We start from the raw sequence: 15,830 nt of genomic DNA on the forward strand, positions 1-15,830 counted from the left end.
TTCAGAGGGTAAAAAAATGAAAAGACTGATTATTCCTGTTCTGGCCGGCGCGATGTCGCTCGCCGCGTTCCAGGCAATGGCCGCCGACAAGGTGACGTTGCAGCTGAAATGGGTCACGCAGGCCCAGTTTGCCGGCTACTATGTCGCCAAGGCCAAGGGTTTCTATGAGGCCGAGGGTCTCGACGTCGACATCAAGCCCGGCGGCCCCGATATCGCTCCCGAGCAGGTGATCGCCGGCGGCGGCGCCGACGTCATCGTCGACTGGATGGGCGGCGCGCTGGCCGCCCGCGAAAAGGGCGTGCCGCTGGTCAACATCGCCCAGCCGTTCAAGAAGGCGGGCATGGAGCTGGTCTGCCCGAAAGACGGTCCGATCAAGACCGAAGCCGATTTCAAGGGCCACACGCTCGGCGTCTGGTTCTTCGGCAACGAATACCCGTTCTACGCCTGGATGAACAAGCTCGGCCTCAAGACCGATGGCGGCCCCGACGGCGTCACCGTTCTCAAGCAGAGTTTCGACGTCCAGCCGCTGATCCAGAAGCAGGCGGACTGCATCTCGGTCATGACCTACAACGAGTACTGGCAGCTGATCGATGCCGGCTACAAGCCGGAACAGCTGACCGTCTTCAATTACTCGGCGATGGGCAACGACCTGCTCGAGGACGGGCTCTATGCCTCGGAAGACAAGCTCAAGGATCCTGCCTTCGAGGACAAGATGGTGCGTTTCGTGCGCGCCTCGATGAAGGGCTGGAAATACGCCATCGACAACAATGACGAAGCCGCAGGCATCGTCATGGACGGTGGCGGCCAGGACGAGAACCACCAGAAGCGCATGATGAGCGAAGTCGCCAAGCTGATCGACAACGCCGACGGCAAGCTCGATCCGGCGACCTACGAGCGCACCGCCAAGGCGCTGCTGGACCAGAAGATCATCACCAAGGAGCCGAAAGGCGCCTACACGACCGCGATCACCGACAAGGCGGTCAAGTAAGCGGCACGATCCGCTTCATGCGAATGCGACAAGGGGCGGGCGACCGCCCCTTTTTTGCGTGGCCAGTCACAAATGCGTGTGCAGGGAAACATTGCGGCGCCTGGCCGTTAGGTTAAGCGTGCGTGCGCCTAGGTCGGTGCGAGGCATGCCAAAGCCAATCGGAGGTTCTTCATGCGCACACTATCTTTTCTGCCAGTGCTTTCGGCGCTGGCCATTTCGACCGCATTCCTGATCTCATCACCGGCCATGGCCGAAACGGTGAAATACAAGGCGACGCTCGACGGCAGTCAGCAGAGCCCGCCCGTCACCACCAAGGGCAAGGGCACCGCCACCTTAACCTTCGACACCACCAAGAAAAAGCTTAGCTGGAACGTCAAATATTCCGGCCTCAGCGGACCGGCTTCGGCCGCGCACATTCATGGCCCGGCCGCGATGGGTGCGAATGCGGACCCCGTCATCCCCTTCAAGAAGCTCAAGAGCCCGATCAAGGGGTCGGCGACGCTCACCGATGCGCAGGCAGCCGACCTGGAGGCCGGCAAATATTACGTCAATGTCCACACCAAGGCTAACCCGGACGGCGAGATCCGCGGCCAGATCGAAAAGGCGATGTAGTGTAGTCGGCGAGAGGCAGCAGGCTGCCTTTCGCCTTAGCCCTTGTCGCGGATCTGCGTCATTGTCCGGGTCGGCGTGATCGCCTCCGGATCGAGCCGGATTTCGACGATCGCCGGCTTGCCGCTGGCGCGGGCACGCTCGAAGGCGGCTGCGAAATCCGCCGTCCTCTCCACCGTCTCGCCATGGCCGCCATAGGCGCGGGCCAAGGCGGCGAAGTCGGGGTTCTTGAGATCGGTGGCGACCACCCGGCCGGGATATTCGCGCTCCTGGTGCATGCGGATGGTGCCGTAGATGCCGTTGTTGACGACGACGACGACGATCGGCAGGTCGTACTGGACCGCGGTGGCGAATTCCTGCCCGTTCATCAGGAAGCAGCCGTCACCGGCGAAGGCGACGACGGTGCGGTCCGGGAACAGATCCTTGGCGGCGACCGCCGCCGGCGTGCCATAGCCCATCGAGCCCGATGTCGGCGCACCCTGAGTGGCGAAGCGGCGGAAGCGGTGGAAGCGATGCACCCAGGTGGCGTAATTGCCGGCGCCATTGGTGAGGATGGCGTCGTCGGGCAGCATCTTCTCCAGATAATTCATGATCGGCCCCATCTGGACCGGTCCGGGGCCGCTCTCCGGCGGTGTCGACCAGTCGAGATAGGCGGCGTGCAATTTGGCGGTCTCATCGGCCCAGGTCGGCGCCGCAGCCGGCTTGCGCCCGGCGAAGGCTTCGACGAAGGCGGAAGGCGAGGCGTTGATTGCCAGTGTCGGCCGGTAGACGCGGCCGAGCTCGCCGGCATCGGCATGGACATGCACCAGCGTCTGGTCGGGGTAGGGGCTTTTCAGCAGCGTGTAGTCGGAGGATGGCATCTCGCCCATGCGGCCGCCGATCAGCAGCACGAGGTCGGCCTGCTTGATCGCGGTGGCCAGTTTCGGGTTGATGCCGATGCCGACATCGCCGGCATAGTTCGGATGCAGGTGATCGAACAGCATCTGGCGGCGGAAGGAGCAGCCAACCGGCAGCGACCACGCCTCGGCGATCGCGCGTATCCGTGCCACGGCCTCCGCGTCCCAGCGCGTGCCGCCGAGAATGACGAAGGGACGCCTGGCTTTGCCCAGCAGTGTTTCCAGCGCACCGAGTTCGGCTTCCCCCGGCCGGGTTTCAACGGGCGTGTGCGGCAAGGCGATGGGCGCTTCGACGACGCTGGTCAGCATGTCCTCGGGCAGCGAGATGACCACCGGGCCCGGACGGCCCGATGTCGCCACCGCGAAGGCGCGGGTGACGAATTCGGGGATGCGCGCGGCATCGTCGATCTCGACCACCCATTTGGCGATGTCGCCGAAGAACCTCTTGTAGTCCACCTCCTGGAAAGCCTCGCGCTCCTTGGCGTGGCTGGCGACCTGGCCGATGAACAGGATGACGGGTATCGAATCCTGCATGGCGATGTGGATGCCGGCCGACGCGTTGGTGGCGCCCGGACCGCGGGTGACGAAGCAGATGCCTGGCTTACCGGTCAGCCGGCCATGGCAGTCGGCCATCATCGCCGCACCGCCTTCCTGGCGGCAAACGATGGTGCGGATCTTGGAATCATGCAGCGCGTCGAGCACCGCGAGGTAGGATTCGCCCGGCACGCAATAGATGCGGTCGGTGCCGTTGGCTTCGAGCGCGTCGACGATGAGTTGTCCGCCGGTCTTCATTTTCCAGACCTCTCCAGTTCGGCAAGGATTTCTTGCGTGTGCTCGCCGAGGCGCGGCGAGGGGCGCTCATAGACGAGCGGTGTGCCGGACATCACCATCGGCGCGCGCACCGAAGGTAGGCGGTTGCCGTGACCGTCGTCGAGGTCGAGCCGCATGCCGCGCGCGATGGTCTGCGGGTCGGCGAACATCTGGCCGATCGTGTTGATCGGGCTCGCCGGCACGCTCGCCGCTTCCAGCTTGGCCAGCAGCGGGTCACGATCCCAGCTTTTCAGCGCCTCGATCATGTGCTCGCGCAACTTGACCCGGTTGGCGACCCGCGCCGGATTGGTGGCGAAATCGGGATTTGCCGGCAATTCGTCCAACCCTATGGCGGCACAGAATTTGGCGAACTGGCCATCATTGCCGACCGCCAGGATGATGTGGCCGTCCCGGACCGGCACCACCTCGTAAGGGGCGATGTTCATATGGGCGTTGCCCATCTGCACCGGCGACTTGCCGGAGACGAGATAGTTGAGGTTCTGGTTGCCGAGCGCCGAGATCTGGGTGTCGAACAGCGCCATGTCGATGTGCTGGCCTTCGCCGGTCTGCTCAGCATGGCGCAGGGCTGCCTGGATGGCGATGACGGAATATAGGCCGGTGAAGATATCGGAGATGGCGACGCCGGCCTTTTGCGGTTCGCGGCCGGCCTCGCCGGTGATCGACATCATGCCGGCCATGGCCTGGATGATGAAGTCGTAGCCGGCGCGTGGCGCATACGGTCCATCCTGGCCAAAGCCGGTGATCGAGCAATAGACGAGGCGCGGGTTTGTCTTGCGCAGGCTGTCATAGTCGAGCCCGTATTTCCTGAGCCCGCCGAGCTTGAAGTTCTCGATCAGCACGTCCGAGGTGGCGACCAGCCGGCGCACTGTCTCGGCACCTTCCGGTGTCGAGAAGTCGACGGCGATCGAACGCTTGCCGCGATTGCAGGAATGGTAATAGGCAGCCGACAGGTTTTCGCCGTCATGGCTCATGACGAAGGGCGGTCCCCATTTGCGGGTGTCGTCGCCGCCATCGGGGCTTTCGACCTTGATGACATCGGCGCCGAGATCGGCGAGCAACTGCCCGGCCCAGGGCCCGGCAAGGATGCGGGCAAGTTCGACGACGCGGACGCCTTTCAGGGGTGGTTCGGCCATAAATCACCAGAATTGGTCGGAACCGCAGCCTCTATCAACACCTTGCGCCGCTGTCACGGCCCTTGCGATGGGCCAAACCCTTTCAACCCTTCAGCACGCCGTCGGCCCAGGCGGCGAAATCGTCCATGATGGCATCGCGGTTCACCTCGTTCAGGCTTTCGTGGCGGGTGTCGGCGTAAACCTTTGAAACGAGATTCGAAAAGCCCATCCTGCGCATGCGATTGGCGAGATGGGTGATGCCCTTGCCATAGTCCGAGGCGGGGTCCTTCTCGCCGCCGACGATGGCGATGGGAAGGTCGCGCCGGATACCGGCAAAGCCGGCATCCTTGCCGCCATTCAGCGCCATCGAGACCACGTCGCGCCACATCGAGACAGAGGCGTCCCAGCCGCACAGCGGGTCGGCGATGTATCTGGCCACCTCGGCCTCGTCGCGCGACAGCCAGTCGAACAGCGTCCGGTGGTTGGGCACTGCCTTGCCCCAGGCCTGGAAGGTGAGTTTCGGCAGCAGGCGCGACGGGACGTCGGAGCCCAGCCGCATCCGTTCCCAGGCGAGGATGCCGAGTGCCAGCTGCCCAAGCAGCCCTTGCGAAAAATTGCCGTTCCAGATTGCGGCTGCATGGACGCGCGGCGAATGGGCCAAAAGGTAGTTCAGCGCCACGGACGCGCCCATCGAGTGGCCGAAGAGGAAGACCGGGAGGCTAGGGCATTCGACGGCGATGAGATCGTGGATGGCGTCGACATCGGCGATCACCCTGGAGGGTCCGTCCTTGTCGGCGAATCTGCCGAGCGGCGCGTCGGGTGCCCTGGTCGCGCCATGGCCGCGATGGTCGTGGACATAGACGTGGAAACCACGCTCGGCGAGGAAGTCGGCGAAACCGGCATAGCGCGCGGCATGCTCGGCCAGACCGTGGTTGATTTGGATGACTGCCCGTGGCCGGCCATCGGCCTGCCTGACCAGGAGATTGAGGTCGGCGCCGGTCGGCGAACGAACCAAGCGCTGCTGGCTGAATGGCATGGCCGCCCGGTCCCCCACCCGTGTCCTGTCTGTTACAGGACTTTGTTTGCGCCGGTGCCGGTTTTGCGTCAATCCGCCTTGCCTGCTTTCACACGACGATGTTTCTTGCGTTTGGCCAGCAAAATATCGCAATTCTAACATGGAGACAGCTTCAGTCTGTCGCCCACTTCTTCAGCCGGGGATTTCTCATGCGCATTGGTATCGTTTTCGGATTGGCCTTGCTGGCGGCATCACTGACCGGTGCCGCGCATGCCGACGTCAAGATGAACGGCACCTTCGTCGCCGATGCCTCCTGTCCGGCAACACAGGCCATCAAGAACGGCAAGAACCCCGGCAACGTGTCGACCGACGCCGGAAAGAGCTACCAGTTGCTTGCCGGCAACAAGGATACGCCGACGCATTATCTGATCCTGGTGCCGGGCGCCGATCCGGAGCGCCGCTGGGTGAAGGTTTCCTGCGGTCATCTCTCGGGCAGCAGTGCCGCGGCGGTGCCGGCGGCGCCGGGCGGGCAAGGCAAGCCCTCGGGAAAACCCGAATATGTCTTCGCGCTGAGCTGGCAGCCGGCCTTTTGCGAGACCAAGTCGAACAAGACCGAATGCAAGGCGCAGAACCCGAACGAATTCGATGCCACCAATTTCACCCTGCACGGCCTGTGGCCGCAGCCCAACGGCAATTTCTATTGCCAGGTGCCGGCGAGCGACAAGGCCAATGACAATCCCGGTCACTGGAAGGATCTTCCGCCTGTCAATCTGGACGCGGGCACGCGCGCGGAGCTCAACAAGGTCATGCCGGGCACGGCTTCCCAGCTCGAGCGGCATGAATGGATCAAGCACGGCACCTGCTACGGCAAGACCCAGCAGGAGTATTTTTCCGACGCGCTCGGCCTGATGCGCGAGGTCAACAGCTCTCCGGTGCGCGCTCTCTTCGCCAAGAGCATCGGCGGCAAGCTGACGGCGGACCAGATCCGCGGTGCCTTCGACGCCGCGTTCGGCGCGGGGGCGGGGGACCGCGTGCGTGTCTCCTGCGTCATCGATCCGTCGAGCGGCAGGCGGCTGGTCGGCGAACTGACGCTCGGCCTCGCCGGACCGATCGGCCCCGGCAGTTCGCTCAAGGATTTGCTGCTGGCCTCGGTGCCGACCAACAAGGCCGGCTGCCCGACCGGCACCGTCGACGCGATCGGGTTCCAGTGACGGGTTCTCTTCGCGCCTGCCGCAGCGAAAGGCGTAACAAACAGAGCTAGATCCGAGCGGACCTGGTCCAGGCGACCGCGGTGTCGGGCTCATGGCCGCCCGGCTCGCCGACGATGCGGTCGCGCCCGGTCGACTTCGCCTTGTAGAGGCGCTGGTCGGCGAGCGCGAACAGGTCGGCAAGGCAGCGGGTCGTCTCGCCGACGCTGGAAACGCCGGCGCTGACGGTCAGTTCGAAGCGGCTGGCGGTCGCCGATGCCTTGACCGCATGGCGGATGCTTTCGCCGAACAGCCGGGCGACCGCATGCGGACGCGAGCTCAGGATGGCGAATTCCTCGCCGCCGATCCGGAACACCTGGTCCTCGGCGCTGGCCACCTCGCGGAGCAGTGTCGCCACCGCTTTCAGCACCTTGTCGCCCTCGGCGTGGCCGAAGCGGTCGTTGATCGACTTGAAATGGTCGACATCGATGATCAGCAGGCTGAGCGGCCTGGCGGTGCGCAAGCTGACCTCGACGGCGGCCTCGCCATCGGCGTCGAAGCGCCCGCGGTGCAGCAGACCGGTCAGGCCGTCGCGGCCGACATGCTCGACCAGCGCTTCATAGCGTTCGCGATAGGTCAGCGTGTCGAAAATGTCGGTCAATCCACGCGGGACCGAAATCTCCCGGGCTTCGAACCATCTGAGGTAGGCGACGAGCATGGCGCTGAAGGTCAGCGCCGCCGCCATCTTGGCGAACCAGCCGCCGAAGAAGACCGCGATGGGCGCGCCGGCGACGAAATGCAAAGCGGTGAAGAAGCCGGCCTGGTCGAAGGTCAGCACGCAGGCGACACAAATCAGGATGCGCGCGAACTGCGCCTTGCGCAGGGTGCGTCCAAGCTTTTCATAGAGCAGGATGATCAGGATGGCGTCGATGAACAGCAGCGTCGTGCCCCACACCATCAGCCAGCCCATCTCGTCGATGAAGCCGATATCGGGCAGCCTGCCGTCGGGGAGCGGTGCGATGGCGTGCAGGCGCAAAAGCAGCACCAGCCCGATCATCAGCCCATTGCCGAGCAAAAGGCCGTAGATCGGCTGGCGCACGGTGGCGGCGTCCTCCTTCATGTAGAGCAGGAGCAGCATCACCAGCTTGCCCGAAAACAGCACAGCCGAGCCCGGCGAGACCATTCCGAACGGCAAGGCGACGTAAAAGACGCTGGCGAGGTAGGTCTCGAGGAAATGCATGACGGCGAGCGCGCAGACGAAGACGCCAAGGCCAATGCGCTTGCGAAACCGGAAAAGCGTCACCATGACGCTGAAGTAGAGGACCGCCTCGGCAAGGAGCAGGAAACTGTTCAGCACTGCCGTCGATCCGATCTATTTTCCGAAATCGCGGCAAGCCGGCGATTCCCACCGATCCTGTTTTGACGCCGAACGGTTAACCGGAGATTTCAGCGCGACCGGTGGCGGTGCAAAACTTCTCCCTTTCCGCGTGTGGCTTGCCTGATGTGGCAAAAGGATTGCCGTTCGGCCCGGCATCGCCTACATAGCGGCCAACCTCCATTCAATTCGACAAATCCATTCAGTTTTTCAGGGAAAGCGCGCGTGGCACGCCAGTTCATCTATCACATGGCCGGCCTCAACAAGGCCTACGGCACCAAGAAGGTGCTCGAGAATGTTCATCTGTCCTTCTATCCAGATGCCAAGATCGGCATTCTGGGTCCCAACGGCGCCGGCAAGTCAACGATCCTCAAGATCATGGCCGGCATCGACAAGGAGTGGAGCGGCGAGGCGTGGCTTGCCGAAGGCGCCACCGTCGGTTACCTGGCCCAGGAGCCGGCGCTCGACCCGAAGAAGACGGTGTTCGAGAACATCATGGAAGGCGTCGCCGCCAAGACCGCCATCATCGAGCGCTACAACGAATTGATGATGAACTATTCCGACGAGACGGCCGACGAGTCGGCCAAGCTCCAGGACGAGATGGACCGGCTGAACCTGTGGGATCTCGAACAGCAGGTCGAGATGGCCATGGAAGCGCTGGGCTGCCCGCCCAAGGATTCGGAAGTCACCAAGCTTTCGGGCGGCGAGCGCCGCCGCGTCGCGCTCTGCCAGTTGCTGCTGCGCCAGCCCGACCTTCTGCTGCTCGACGAACCGACCAACCATCTCGACGCCGAAACCACGGCGTGGCTGGAAAAGCATCTGCGCGCCTATCCGGGCGCCGTGATGATCATCACCCACGATCGCTATTTCCTCGACAATGTCACCGGCTGGATCCTCGAACTCGATCGCGGCCGCGGCATTCCCTATGAGGGCAATTACACCAAATATCTCGAAGCCAAGGCCAAGCGCCTCAAGCAGGAAGGCCGCGAGGACGATGCCCGCCAGCGCGCCATCGGTCGCGAGCGCGAGTGGATCCAGTCGAGCCCGAAGGCTCGCCAGACCAAGTCCAAGGCGCGTATCCAGGCCTTCCAGGACCTGTTGGATGCAGCCGACAAGCGGCGGCCGAGCGATACCCAGATCGTCATTCCGCACGGTGAGCGGCTCGGCAATGTGGTGATCGAGGTCGACGGCCTGTCCAAGGGTTTTGGCGACACGCTGCTGATCGACGGACTGGAATTCAAGCTGCCGCCAGGCGGCATCGTCGGTGTCATCGGCCCGAACGGCGCCGGCAAGACGACGCTGTTCCGCATGATCACCGGCCAGGAAAAGCCCGATGCCGGCACGATCCGCGTCGGCGAGACGGTCAAGCTCGGCTATGTCGACCAGAGCCGCGACGCTCTCGATCCGTCGAAGACCGTCTGGGAAGAAATTTCGGGTGGCGCCGAAGTGGTCAAGCTCGGCAAGTTCGAGGCCAACACCCGCGCCTATTGCGCGTCGTTCAACTTCCGTGGCGGCGACCAGCAGCAGAAGGTCGGCAACCTCTCCGGCGGCCAGCGCAACCGCGTGCACCTGGCCAAGATGCTGAAGACAGGCGGCAATGTGCTGCTGCTCGACGAACCGACCAACGATCTCGATACGGAAACGCTGGCGGCGCTCGAAGACGCGCTGGAAAATTTTGGCGGCTGCGCGGTCATCATCTCGCACGATCGCATGTTCCTCGACCGTCTGGCGACGCACATCCTCGCCTTCGAGGGCGACAGCCATGTCGAATGGTTCGAAGGCAATTTCGAGGATTACGAGCAGGACAAGATCCGCCGGCTCGGGCCCGAAGCCGTCAACCCGCACCGCATGACGTATAAGAGGCTGACGCGGTAAGGGGATCGTAGGGGCGGCGATTTCTCAGCACGACATGAGGAGCTCGAATGGCTGACTGGTCCGCCGCCCAATATCTGAAATTCGAGGATGAGCGCACGCGGCCCGCGCGGGATCTGGTTGCGCAAGTGCCGGTCGATTTCCCACGCCGGGTCGTCGATATCGGCTGCGGGCCGGGCAACTCGACTGAATTGCTGGTCGAGCGCTGGCCGGATGCCGAGGTGCGCGGCTTCGACACCTCTCCCGACATGATCGAAAAGGCGAGGGCGCGCCTGCCCAACGTGACGTTCGATCTGGCCGATGCCGCGACATGGAAGCCGGCCGAGCCGGTCAACGTCATCTTCGCCAATGCGGTGTTCCAGTGGTTGCCGACGCATCCGGCGGTGTTTCAAAGACTGATGGGTTTTCTGGCGCCCGGCGGCGCGCTGGCTGTGCAGATGCCCGACAATATGGGCGAGGATTCGCATCGTCTGATGCGGGAAACCGCCGCTGAAGTGCCGTTTGCGGCAAAGATAGGAAACGCGGCGCGTGCGCCGCTGCCGCCGGTGTCGTTCTATTACGACCTTTTATCGCCGCACTCCGATCGGCTCGATATCTGGCACACCGTCTACAACCATCCGCTGGCCGATGCCGAGGCGATCGTCGAATGGGTGAAGTCGACCGGGCTGAAGCCGTTCCTCGATCCACTTGAGGCGGACGAGCGCAAGATGTTCCTCGACAGCTACACTGCCAAGATCGCCAAGGCCTATCCAAAGACCGCGAATGGCAAGGTGCTGCTGCGCTTCCCGCGTATCTTCATCGTCGCCAAGCGGGCTGGCTAGGGCTATCCGTAGACCAACACCAAATTGTGGGCCTGTGAAATCGAGCCGGTTTAAGCCGGCGTAAACCCGCCGATGAGAAAAGGGTTGCGCCGAAGCGCTTCGGCGCCCACATGAAGCCGCAACGCCTGCGGATGGGACGGACTGAAATATGCATCGCGTCATCATCAGCGGCATCGGCGCTGAAATCCCTGAAGCTGTCATCACGAATGAAGAGCTGGTCGAGAGCTTCAACAGCTGGGTCGATACGGAGAACGCGCGGCGCGAGAGCACCGGCGAGACCTTGCTGCAGAAATCCGACAGCGATTTCATCGTCCATGCCTCCGGCGTGCGCTCCCGTCATGTGATCGAGCGCGAAGGCATCCTAGATCCGACCCGCATGACGCCGCGCATTCCGGCACGTCCGGACGATGCGCTGTCGCTGGAGGCCGAGTTCGGCATCGCCTCGGCCAGGAAGGCACTCGACCATGCCGGGCTGCAGCCATCCGACATCGACCTGATCATCTGTTCGGCCTCGCATCACCAGCGGCCTTATCCGGCGATCGCCATCGAAATGCAGGAGGCCCTGGGTACGAAGGGCGCCGGCTTCGACATGGGGCTTGGCTGTTCGTCCGCCGCGGCGGCGCTTCACATGGCCGTCAATCTGGTGCGCTCGGGCGCGCACAAGCGCATTCTGGTGACCACGCCGGAAATCATCACCGGCCATCTCAATTTCCGCGACCGGCAGACGCACTTCATCTTCGGGGACGCCTCGGTGTCGATGGTGGTGGAGGGGCTTGCCCAAGGCGAGAAGCGGCCGGGACGCTTCGAGGTGCTCGACACCCGCATCTGGACGCAGATGTCGAACAACATCCGCACCAATCTGGGCTATCATACCCGCACCGCCCAGGACGATCCCTACATGATCAACCTGGAAGGCAATTTGATCAAGCAGGTCGGCAACAAGGTGTTCAAGGAAGTCACCGTCGCCGGGCAAAAGTTCATCGTCGAATTCCTGGCCGAGCACGGGCTGACGCCGCAGGCGATCAGGCGCTTCTGGCTGCACCAGGCCAATGCGCGCATGAACGCGATGATTTTGAAGCTGTCCTTCGGCCACGATGTCGATCACGATCGTGCGCCGATGGTGCTGGAGCGGCTGGGCAATACGGCGGGCGCCGGCGCCATCGTGGCGCTGTCGGAGAACCATGCCGACATGAAGCCCGGCGATTTCGGCCTGATCTGCGCGTTTGGCGCGGGCTATTCGATCGGCGGTGCGCTGATCAGGATGCTCTGACGTCCAGGGCGCCCCGCCGCGTCAGGCTGGCGCGAAGGGCACCAGCATCGGCACTCGCCCAGCGTAATCGTCATAGGCGGTTCCGAGTTCTGTGCGCAGGAAACGCTCCTCGAGCTTGGCCTTCATGACGATGCCGAGGGTCAAAAGGATGGCGCCGACGACGCCCCAGACGGTGCCTTTCGTCGCCATGGTGGCCAGGATTCCCAGGAGCAGTCCGGTGTAGATCGGGTGGCGAACGAGGCCGTAAGGCCCGGTGTCGATGACGCGGTGCTCGGCCTTGGCGGTGACCGTTCCCGACCACAGCCGGCCAAGATGCAGCCGCGCCCACCATGAGAAGGCGAGGCCGATTGCGATCAGCGCGACGCAGATCCAGGCCACGGCAAGGTTGGGGAACCACAGGCGAAAACGGCCGACATAATTATGCGCCGGAATGAACAGCAGAATTGTGCCGAATATCAGCACCACCCGGTACGGCGCCTCCGCCCGAAAGCCGGCGCGCTTCATTGCCGGGGCGGCCCAGAACGCCGCGGCGGCCCACGATACCGCCCAGATCAACCAAAGCAGCGCGATTGCCGTGCCGGGGCGCATCACGAACCTCCGTCAATTTGTCTGGACGTTACCATGAGACCGGCTCGGCACGGCAGCAATGCGGAGCTGGTTCCATTTCCAGTAAGAAGATCGTGATCCTCGTCCTCACTCACCCGAACAACTGAACATCCACTGCACGCCAAAGGCGTCGACCAGCATGCCGAAAAAGGTTCCCCAATATTGCCTTGCCAGGGGCACGGTGATCCGTCCGCCTACGGCCATGCGGGCGAACAGCTCCCGCATGGCGGCCAGGTCTTCGAACTCCAGCATTATTGCGGAGCCCCTCATTGGCTCCGCATCGTCATTGTCGGAAGCATGGAACAGCACACCCGGACCTTCAAACCGCGCATGCAGGATTTTTCCGCGCATCGCCTCGGTCCGCACCGGCATGTCGTTGTCGCCCCAGCGCAGCAGGATCGTCCCCCGGCCAAGACCGCACTGTTCGTAGAAGGCCAATGCCGGTTCGCAGCCGGTGGTGAAGAACAGCGAAGGGGAGAGCCGCATCCTTGTCGCTCCTGCCAGGTCACTGCGCGGCGGCGGCGGCGGCTGCAATGAGCGTGTCGCCTGAATATTGCCTGTCACCAATGCCCCAGCCGCCGTCGGGCGCATTGACGATGTTGATCCAGGTGTTTTCAGGTCTGTGGTCCGGCACGCAGAGCTCGGCCACAATCGCGGCGGCAGCGGAGATGAAGTCCTTGCGGGCTTCGACCGAGCCCAGGCCGATGTTCGGCAATTTCAGCTCGACCATGACGACCGGCCGATTGGCGCCACCGGCATAGATGTGGTGAGGCGGCAAAATGTGGACCGTGCCGCCGACGATCGCGGTGAAGAAGGAATTGCCGGTGGCACCGGATGCTTCGATGAGGGCGGCGCTGAGGCGCGGCAGGATTTGGCGCTCTCCGGCCGGGGTCAGTACGCCTTCGGGGGCGGTCACGGTGATTGGCATTTGGGCTCTCCTTTATCCTCGGGTTGCAGGGCCTTGCCGGTCGGGTTGTCTTCCCGGCTTGCCATGTTTCGTATCGATTGGTACGTTATGCGTCGGAGATGAGTCAATAGGTTTCGTATCGATCGCTATGGATAATTTGGAAAAGCCGCGCGGGGGCAGGCCGCGTGCGTTCAATCCCGATCAGGCACTGGATGCGGCGATGCACCTGTTCTGGGAGCATGGCTACGAGGCGACGTCGCTGGCCATGCTGCGCGAGGCTATGGGGCTGACGCCGCCGCAGATCTACAACGCCTTCACCGACAAAGAGACCTTGTTCCGCAGGGCGCTGACGCGCTACCACCAGACCGAGATCGGCTTTGCGCTGGATGCGCTGAGCGCGCCGGTGCCGACGCGGGAGGCGATCCGGCGGTTGCTGCTCGGCGCGGCGGAGGCCTATTCCAGGCCCGGCAAACCCGGCGGATGCCTGTTTGTCAGCGGTGCGCTGGCGGCCTCGCCGCAAGCGCAAGCCATTGCGGATGAACTCAGGGCCTATCGTAAGGCGAGCGAAGCGGCGATCGCGGAGCGATTGGCCAAGGGCAGGGCGATGGGTGACTTCGCGGAAGCTCTCTCGGTCGAGGGCTTTGCCAAATACCTCGCCGGTGTCATGAACGGCATGTCGATCCAGGCGCGGGATGGCGCATCGGTCGAAGAGTTGCGTATTTTGGCCCAAACCGCTCTTGCGGCTCTGCCGGCCGAAGGGCAAAACCAGGGCGTGTCATCCAAGGACTGAAGCCATGCTGGATCTCTTCCCCGAGGCCGAAAAGCCGGTCGAAATCATCCCGGCAAAGAAGCTTTCCGCACACGCGGCCGCCCTCTATGTCGCGCCGTCAGATCATTTCGAGACGCGTCCGGTGCAGGAGTTGCGGCTGGGCTTCGACGGCATATCGGGTGATTTCCACGCCGGCGCGACGCGACGCTCGGGCGGCCGCGAGCCCTGGTATCCACGCGGCACCGAAATGCGCAACGAACGGCAATTGTCGATCGTGGCCGTGGACGAACTCGCAATGGTCGCCGAACGGATGGGCCTTGACGAGATCAAGCCGGAATGGATCGGCGCCAATCTGGTGATCGAAGGCGTACCGCATCTGTCGATGCTGCCGGCCGGCACGCTGCTGTTCTTCAAGGGCGGCGTGACCCTCAAGGTCGACGCACAGAACGGACCATGCCGCATCGCCGGCCGGTCGATCGCCGAACATACCGGGATGGCCGACATCGAAGCCGGTGCGCTGTTGTTCCCGAAAGCGGCCAAGCGCCTGCGCGGCGTGGTCGCCTGGGTGGAAAAGCCCGGAACGATCAAGGCCGGCGAGGAGATTTCGGCGCGGGTGCCGGAGCAGTGGACCTATCCCGCCTAGATCGGAAACGGTGCGGCTGCGCAGCCCTTGGCCGCGCAGCCGAGGCCCTGTCAGGCAGCCTTGCGGTTCTTCTTGGCGCCTTGCGCCATGATGGAAACCTCATCCCACTTTTCCCAGGTGGCGAGGCGGTTGGCGTATTCCTGGCGGATCATCGGCAGGCCGCCGTCGCCGAAGAACACCCTGAGCGGCGGCTCGGCGGCGTCGACGATGGCCAGCATCGCCGGGCCGGTCGCCTCGGGATCGCCGGCGACCGCGTTGGCGCGGCGCTCCGCCATCCTGGCGCGGGCAGGCGCATAGGCTTCGATCGCCTGGGAGACCTTGGCCGACGGGCCGGCCCAGTCGGTGGAAAAACCACCCGGCTCGACTAAAGTGACATGGATGCCGAATTCCGCGACCTCGATGCTCAGCGACTGGCTGAAGGCTTCCAGCGCCCATTTCGAGGCGTGGTAGAGGCCGAGCGAGGCAAAGGCGTTGACGCCGCCGATCGACGAGATCTGGATGATGTGGCCCGACCGCTGCGCCCGCATGATCGGCAGTGCGGCCTGCGTGACCCAGAGCGCGCCGAACACGTTGGTTTCGATCTGGTCGCGGGCTTCCTGCTCGCTGACTTCCTCGATGGCGCCGAAATGGCCGTAGCCGGCGTTGTTGATGACGACGTCGAGCCGGCCAAAGCGCCTGTGCGCTTCGGCAATCGCGGCATCGACGGCTTTCTTGTCGGTGACATCGAGCTTTATCACGGCGACGTTGTCGCCATATTTCTCGACGAGATCGGCGAGCGTGCCGGCATCGCGGGCCGTTGCGGCAACGCGGTCGCCACGTGCCAACGCGGCCTCGGCCCAGACGCGGCCAAAGCCCTTCGACGATCCGGTGATGAACCAAACCTTGTTTGTCATGATGTGGAATCCTTGCCCCTGCGGGCGCAATTTTCA

16 protein-coding genes are annotated in these 15,830 nt (G+C 63.7%); 8 read left to right on the plus strand and 8 right to left on the minus strand.

The window, feature by feature from the left end; translation table 11 throughout:
* The first annotated feature begins 16 nt into the window (after positions 1-16).
* Together AC0NIH_RS16190 and AC0NIH_RS16195 are read left to right on the plus strand one after the other, a co-directional pair.
* A complete protein-coding gene (locus AC0NIH_RS16190) occupies positions 17-988 on the plus strand; it encodes an ABC transporter substrate-binding protein (protein WP_224686166.1) in 972 nt (323 codons plus the stop codon).
* Positions 989-1,159: 171 nt separating this feature from the next.
* Positions 1,160-1,600 (plus strand): CHRD domain-containing protein, encoded by a 441-nt coding sequence (locus AC0NIH_RS16195; protein ID WP_023765172.1) that lies wholly within the window; start codon positions 1,160-1,162, stop codon positions 1,598-1,600.
* A gap of 35 nt (positions 1,601-1,635) precedes the next feature.
* On the opposite strand, the gene AC0NIH_RS16200 is transcribed toward AC0NIH_RS16195, so the two are convergent.
* The 3 genes from AC0NIH_RS16200 to AC0NIH_RS16210 all read right to left on the minus strand — a co-directional run bounded on the left by AC0NIH_RS16200 (position 1,636) and on the right by AC0NIH_RS16210 (position 5,472).
* Complete coding sequence (locus tag AC0NIH_RS16200) at positions 1,636-3,285, minus strand: thiamine pyrophosphate-binding protein (RefSeq protein ID WP_473462160.1); 1,650 nt, start codon at positions 3,283-3,285, stop codon at positions 1,636-1,638.
* Positions 3,282-4,457 carry a CaiB/BaiF CoA transferase family protein gene (locus AC0NIH_RS16205; protein ID WP_352714868.1) on the minus strand — a complete coding sequence of 392 codons (1,176 nt, stop codon included), beginning with the start codon at positions 4,455-4,457 and terminating at the stop codon, positions 3,282-3,284. Before AC0NIH_RS16205 ends, AC0NIH_RS16200 begins: the two co-directional genes overlap by 4 nt.
* Before the next feature lie 82 nt (positions 4,458-4,539).
* On the minus strand, positions 4,540-5,472 hold the full coding sequence (locus AC0NIH_RS16210) for an alpha/beta fold hydrolase (protein ID WP_473462157.1): 933 nt from the start codon (positions 5,470-5,472) through the stop codon (positions 4,540-4,542).
* A gap of 188 nt (positions 5,473-5,660) precedes the next feature.
* On the opposite strand from AC0NIH_RS16210, the gene AC0NIH_RS16215 reads away from it, so the two are divergent.
* Positions 5,661-6,662, plus strand: coding sequence for a ribonuclease T2 family protein (locus AC0NIH_RS16215; RefSeq protein WP_473462155.1), 1,002 nt, complete (start codon positions 5,661-5,663; stop codon positions 6,660-6,662).
* Between the two features lie 46 nt (positions 6,663-6,708).
* Here AC0NIH_RS16215 and AC0NIH_RS16220 read toward each other — a convergent pair whose 3' ends face one another.
* Entirely contained in the window at positions 6,709-7,995 is a 1,287-nt protein-coding gene (locus tag AC0NIH_RS16220; RefSeq protein ID WP_473462152.1) for a GGDEF domain-containing protein, read from the minus strand.
* A 243-nt stretch (positions 7,996-8,238) separates the two neighbouring features.
* Here AC0NIH_RS16220 and ettA point away from each other — a divergent pair, with 243 nt between their 5' ends.
* From ettA to AC0NIH_RS16235, 3 genes are all read left to right on the plus strand, one after another.
* Complete coding sequence (gene ettA / locus AC0NIH_RS16225) at positions 8,239-9,888, plus strand: energy-dependent translational throttle protein EttA (protein ID WP_013894629.1); 1,650 nt, start codon at positions 8,239-8,241, stop codon at positions 9,886-9,888.
* A 47-nt stretch (positions 9,889-9,935) separates the two neighbouring features.
* The gene (gene tam, locus AC0NIH_RS16230; protein WP_473462149.1) at positions 9,936-10,706 is read left to right on the plus strand and encodes a trans-aconitate 2-methyltransferase; all 771 of its coding nucleotides are present in this window, start codon (positions 9,936-9,938) and stop codon (positions 10,704-10,706) included.
* 148 nt (positions 10,707-10,854) lie between these two features.
* Positions 10,855-11,976, plus strand: a complete 1,122-nt coding sequence (locus AC0NIH_RS16235; protein WP_287272193.1) for a beta-ketoacyl-ACP synthase III — start codon at positions 10,855-10,857, stop codon at positions 11,974-11,976.
* Positions 11,977-11,997: 21 nt separating this feature from the next.
* Here AC0NIH_RS16235 and AC0NIH_RS16240 read toward each other — a convergent pair whose 3' ends face one another.
* The 3 genes from AC0NIH_RS16240 to AC0NIH_RS16250 form a co-directional block, all read right to left on the minus strand.
* Positions 11,998-12,564 carry a methyltransferase family protein gene (locus AC0NIH_RS16240; protein WP_473462147.1) on the minus strand — a complete coding sequence of 189 codons (567 nt, stop codon included), beginning with the start codon at positions 12,562-12,564 and terminating at the stop codon, positions 11,998-12,000.
* Between the two features lie 105 nt (positions 12,565-12,669).
* Positions 12,670-13,068: a VOC family protein gene (locus AC0NIH_RS16245; protein ID WP_023765161.1), complete on the minus strand. Its 399-nt coding sequence runs from the start codon at positions 13,066-13,068 to the stop codon at positions 12,670-12,672.
* 19 nt (positions 13,069-13,087) lie between these two features.
* Complete coding sequence (locus AC0NIH_RS16250; RefSeq protein ID WP_287272198.1) at positions 13,088-13,510, minus strand: tautomerase family protein; 423 nt, start codon at positions 13,508-13,510, stop codon at positions 13,088-13,090.
* A gap of 199 nt (positions 13,511-13,709) precedes the next feature.
* Between AC0NIH_RS16250 and AC0NIH_RS16255 the strand changes: the two genes are divergently transcribed.
* Positions 13,710-14,279 (plus strand): TetR/AcrR family transcriptional regulator, encoded by a 570-nt coding sequence (locus AC0NIH_RS16255; RefSeq protein WP_249490893.1) that lies wholly within the window; start codon positions 13,710-13,712, stop codon positions 14,277-14,279.
* Between the two features lie 4 nt (positions 14,280-14,283).
* Positions 14,284-14,901 carry an MOSC domain-containing protein gene (locus tag AC0NIH_RS16260; protein WP_473462143.1) on the plus strand — a complete coding sequence of 206 codons (618 nt, stop codon included), beginning with the start codon at positions 14,284-14,286 and terminating at the stop codon, positions 14,899-14,901.
* A gap of 50 nt (positions 14,902-14,951) precedes the next feature.
* Here AC0NIH_RS16260 and AC0NIH_RS16265 read toward each other — a convergent pair whose 3' ends face one another.
* Complete coding sequence (locus tag AC0NIH_RS16265) at positions 14,952-15,794, minus strand: SDR family oxidoreductase (RefSeq protein WP_473462141.1); 843 nt, start codon at positions 15,792-15,794, stop codon at positions 14,952-14,954.
* Positions 15,795-15,830 lie beyond the last annotated feature (36 nt).

Source organism: Mesorhizobium sp. WSM1386 (assembly GCF_055901595.1).

Excerpts from the sequence above, each read along its gene's own strand:
- AC0NIH_RS16190 (WP_224686166.1), top strand. The coding sequence starts at position 17 with ATGAAAAGACTGATTATTCCTGTTCTGGCCGGCGCGATGTCGCTCGCC.
- AC0NIH_RS16195 (WP_023765172.1), top strand. The coding sequence starts at position 1,160 with ATGCGCACACTATCTTTTCTGCCAGTGCTTTCGGCGCTGGCCATTTCG.
- AC0NIH_RS16200 (WP_473462160.1), bottom strand. The coding sequence starts at position 3,285 with ATGAAGACCGGCGGACAACTCATCGTCGACGCGCTCGAAGCCAACGGC.
- AC0NIH_RS16205 (WP_352714868.1), bottom strand. The coding sequence starts at position 4,457 with ATGGCCGAACCACCCCTGAAAGGCGTCCGCGTCGTCGAACTTGCCCGC.
- AC0NIH_RS16210 (WP_473462157.1), bottom strand. The coding sequence starts at position 5,472 with ATGCCATTCAGCCAGCAGCGCTTGGTTCGTTCGCCGACCGGCGCCGAC.
- AC0NIH_RS16215 (WP_473462155.1), top strand. The coding sequence starts at position 5,661 with ATGCGCATTGGTATCGTTTTCGGATTGGCCTTGCTGGCGGCATCACTG.
- tam (WP_473462149.1), top strand. The coding sequence starts at position 9,936 with ATGGCTGACTGGTCCGCCGCCCAATATCTGAAATTCGAGGATGAGCGC.
- AC0NIH_RS16235 (WP_287272193.1), top strand. The coding sequence starts at position 10,855 with ATGCATCGCGTCATCATCAGCGGCATCGGCGCTGAAATCCCTGAAGCT.
- AC0NIH_RS16240 (WP_473462147.1), bottom strand. The coding sequence starts at position 12,564 with ATGCGCCCCGGCACGGCAATCGCGCTGCTTTGGTTGATCTGGGCGGTA.
- AC0NIH_RS16245 (WP_023765161.1), bottom strand. The coding sequence starts at position 13,068 with ATGCGGCTCTCCCCTTCGCTGTTCTTCACCACCGGCTGCGAACCGGCA.
- AC0NIH_RS16250 (WP_287272198.1), bottom strand. The coding sequence starts at position 13,510 with ATGCCAATCACCGTGACCGCCCCCGAAGGCGTACTGACCCCGGCCGGA.
- AC0NIH_RS16255 (WP_249490893.1), top strand. The coding sequence starts at position 13,710 with ATGCACCTGTTCTGGGAGCATGGCTACGAGGCGACGTCGCTGGCCATG.
- AC0NIH_RS16260 (WP_473462143.1), top strand. The coding sequence starts at position 14,284 with ATGCTGGATCTCTTCCCCGAGGCCGAAAAGCCGGTCGAAATCATCCCG.
- AC0NIH_RS16265 (WP_473462141.1), bottom strand. The coding sequence starts at position 15,794 with ATGACAAACAAGGTTTGGTTCATCACCGGATCGTCGAAGGGCTTTGGC.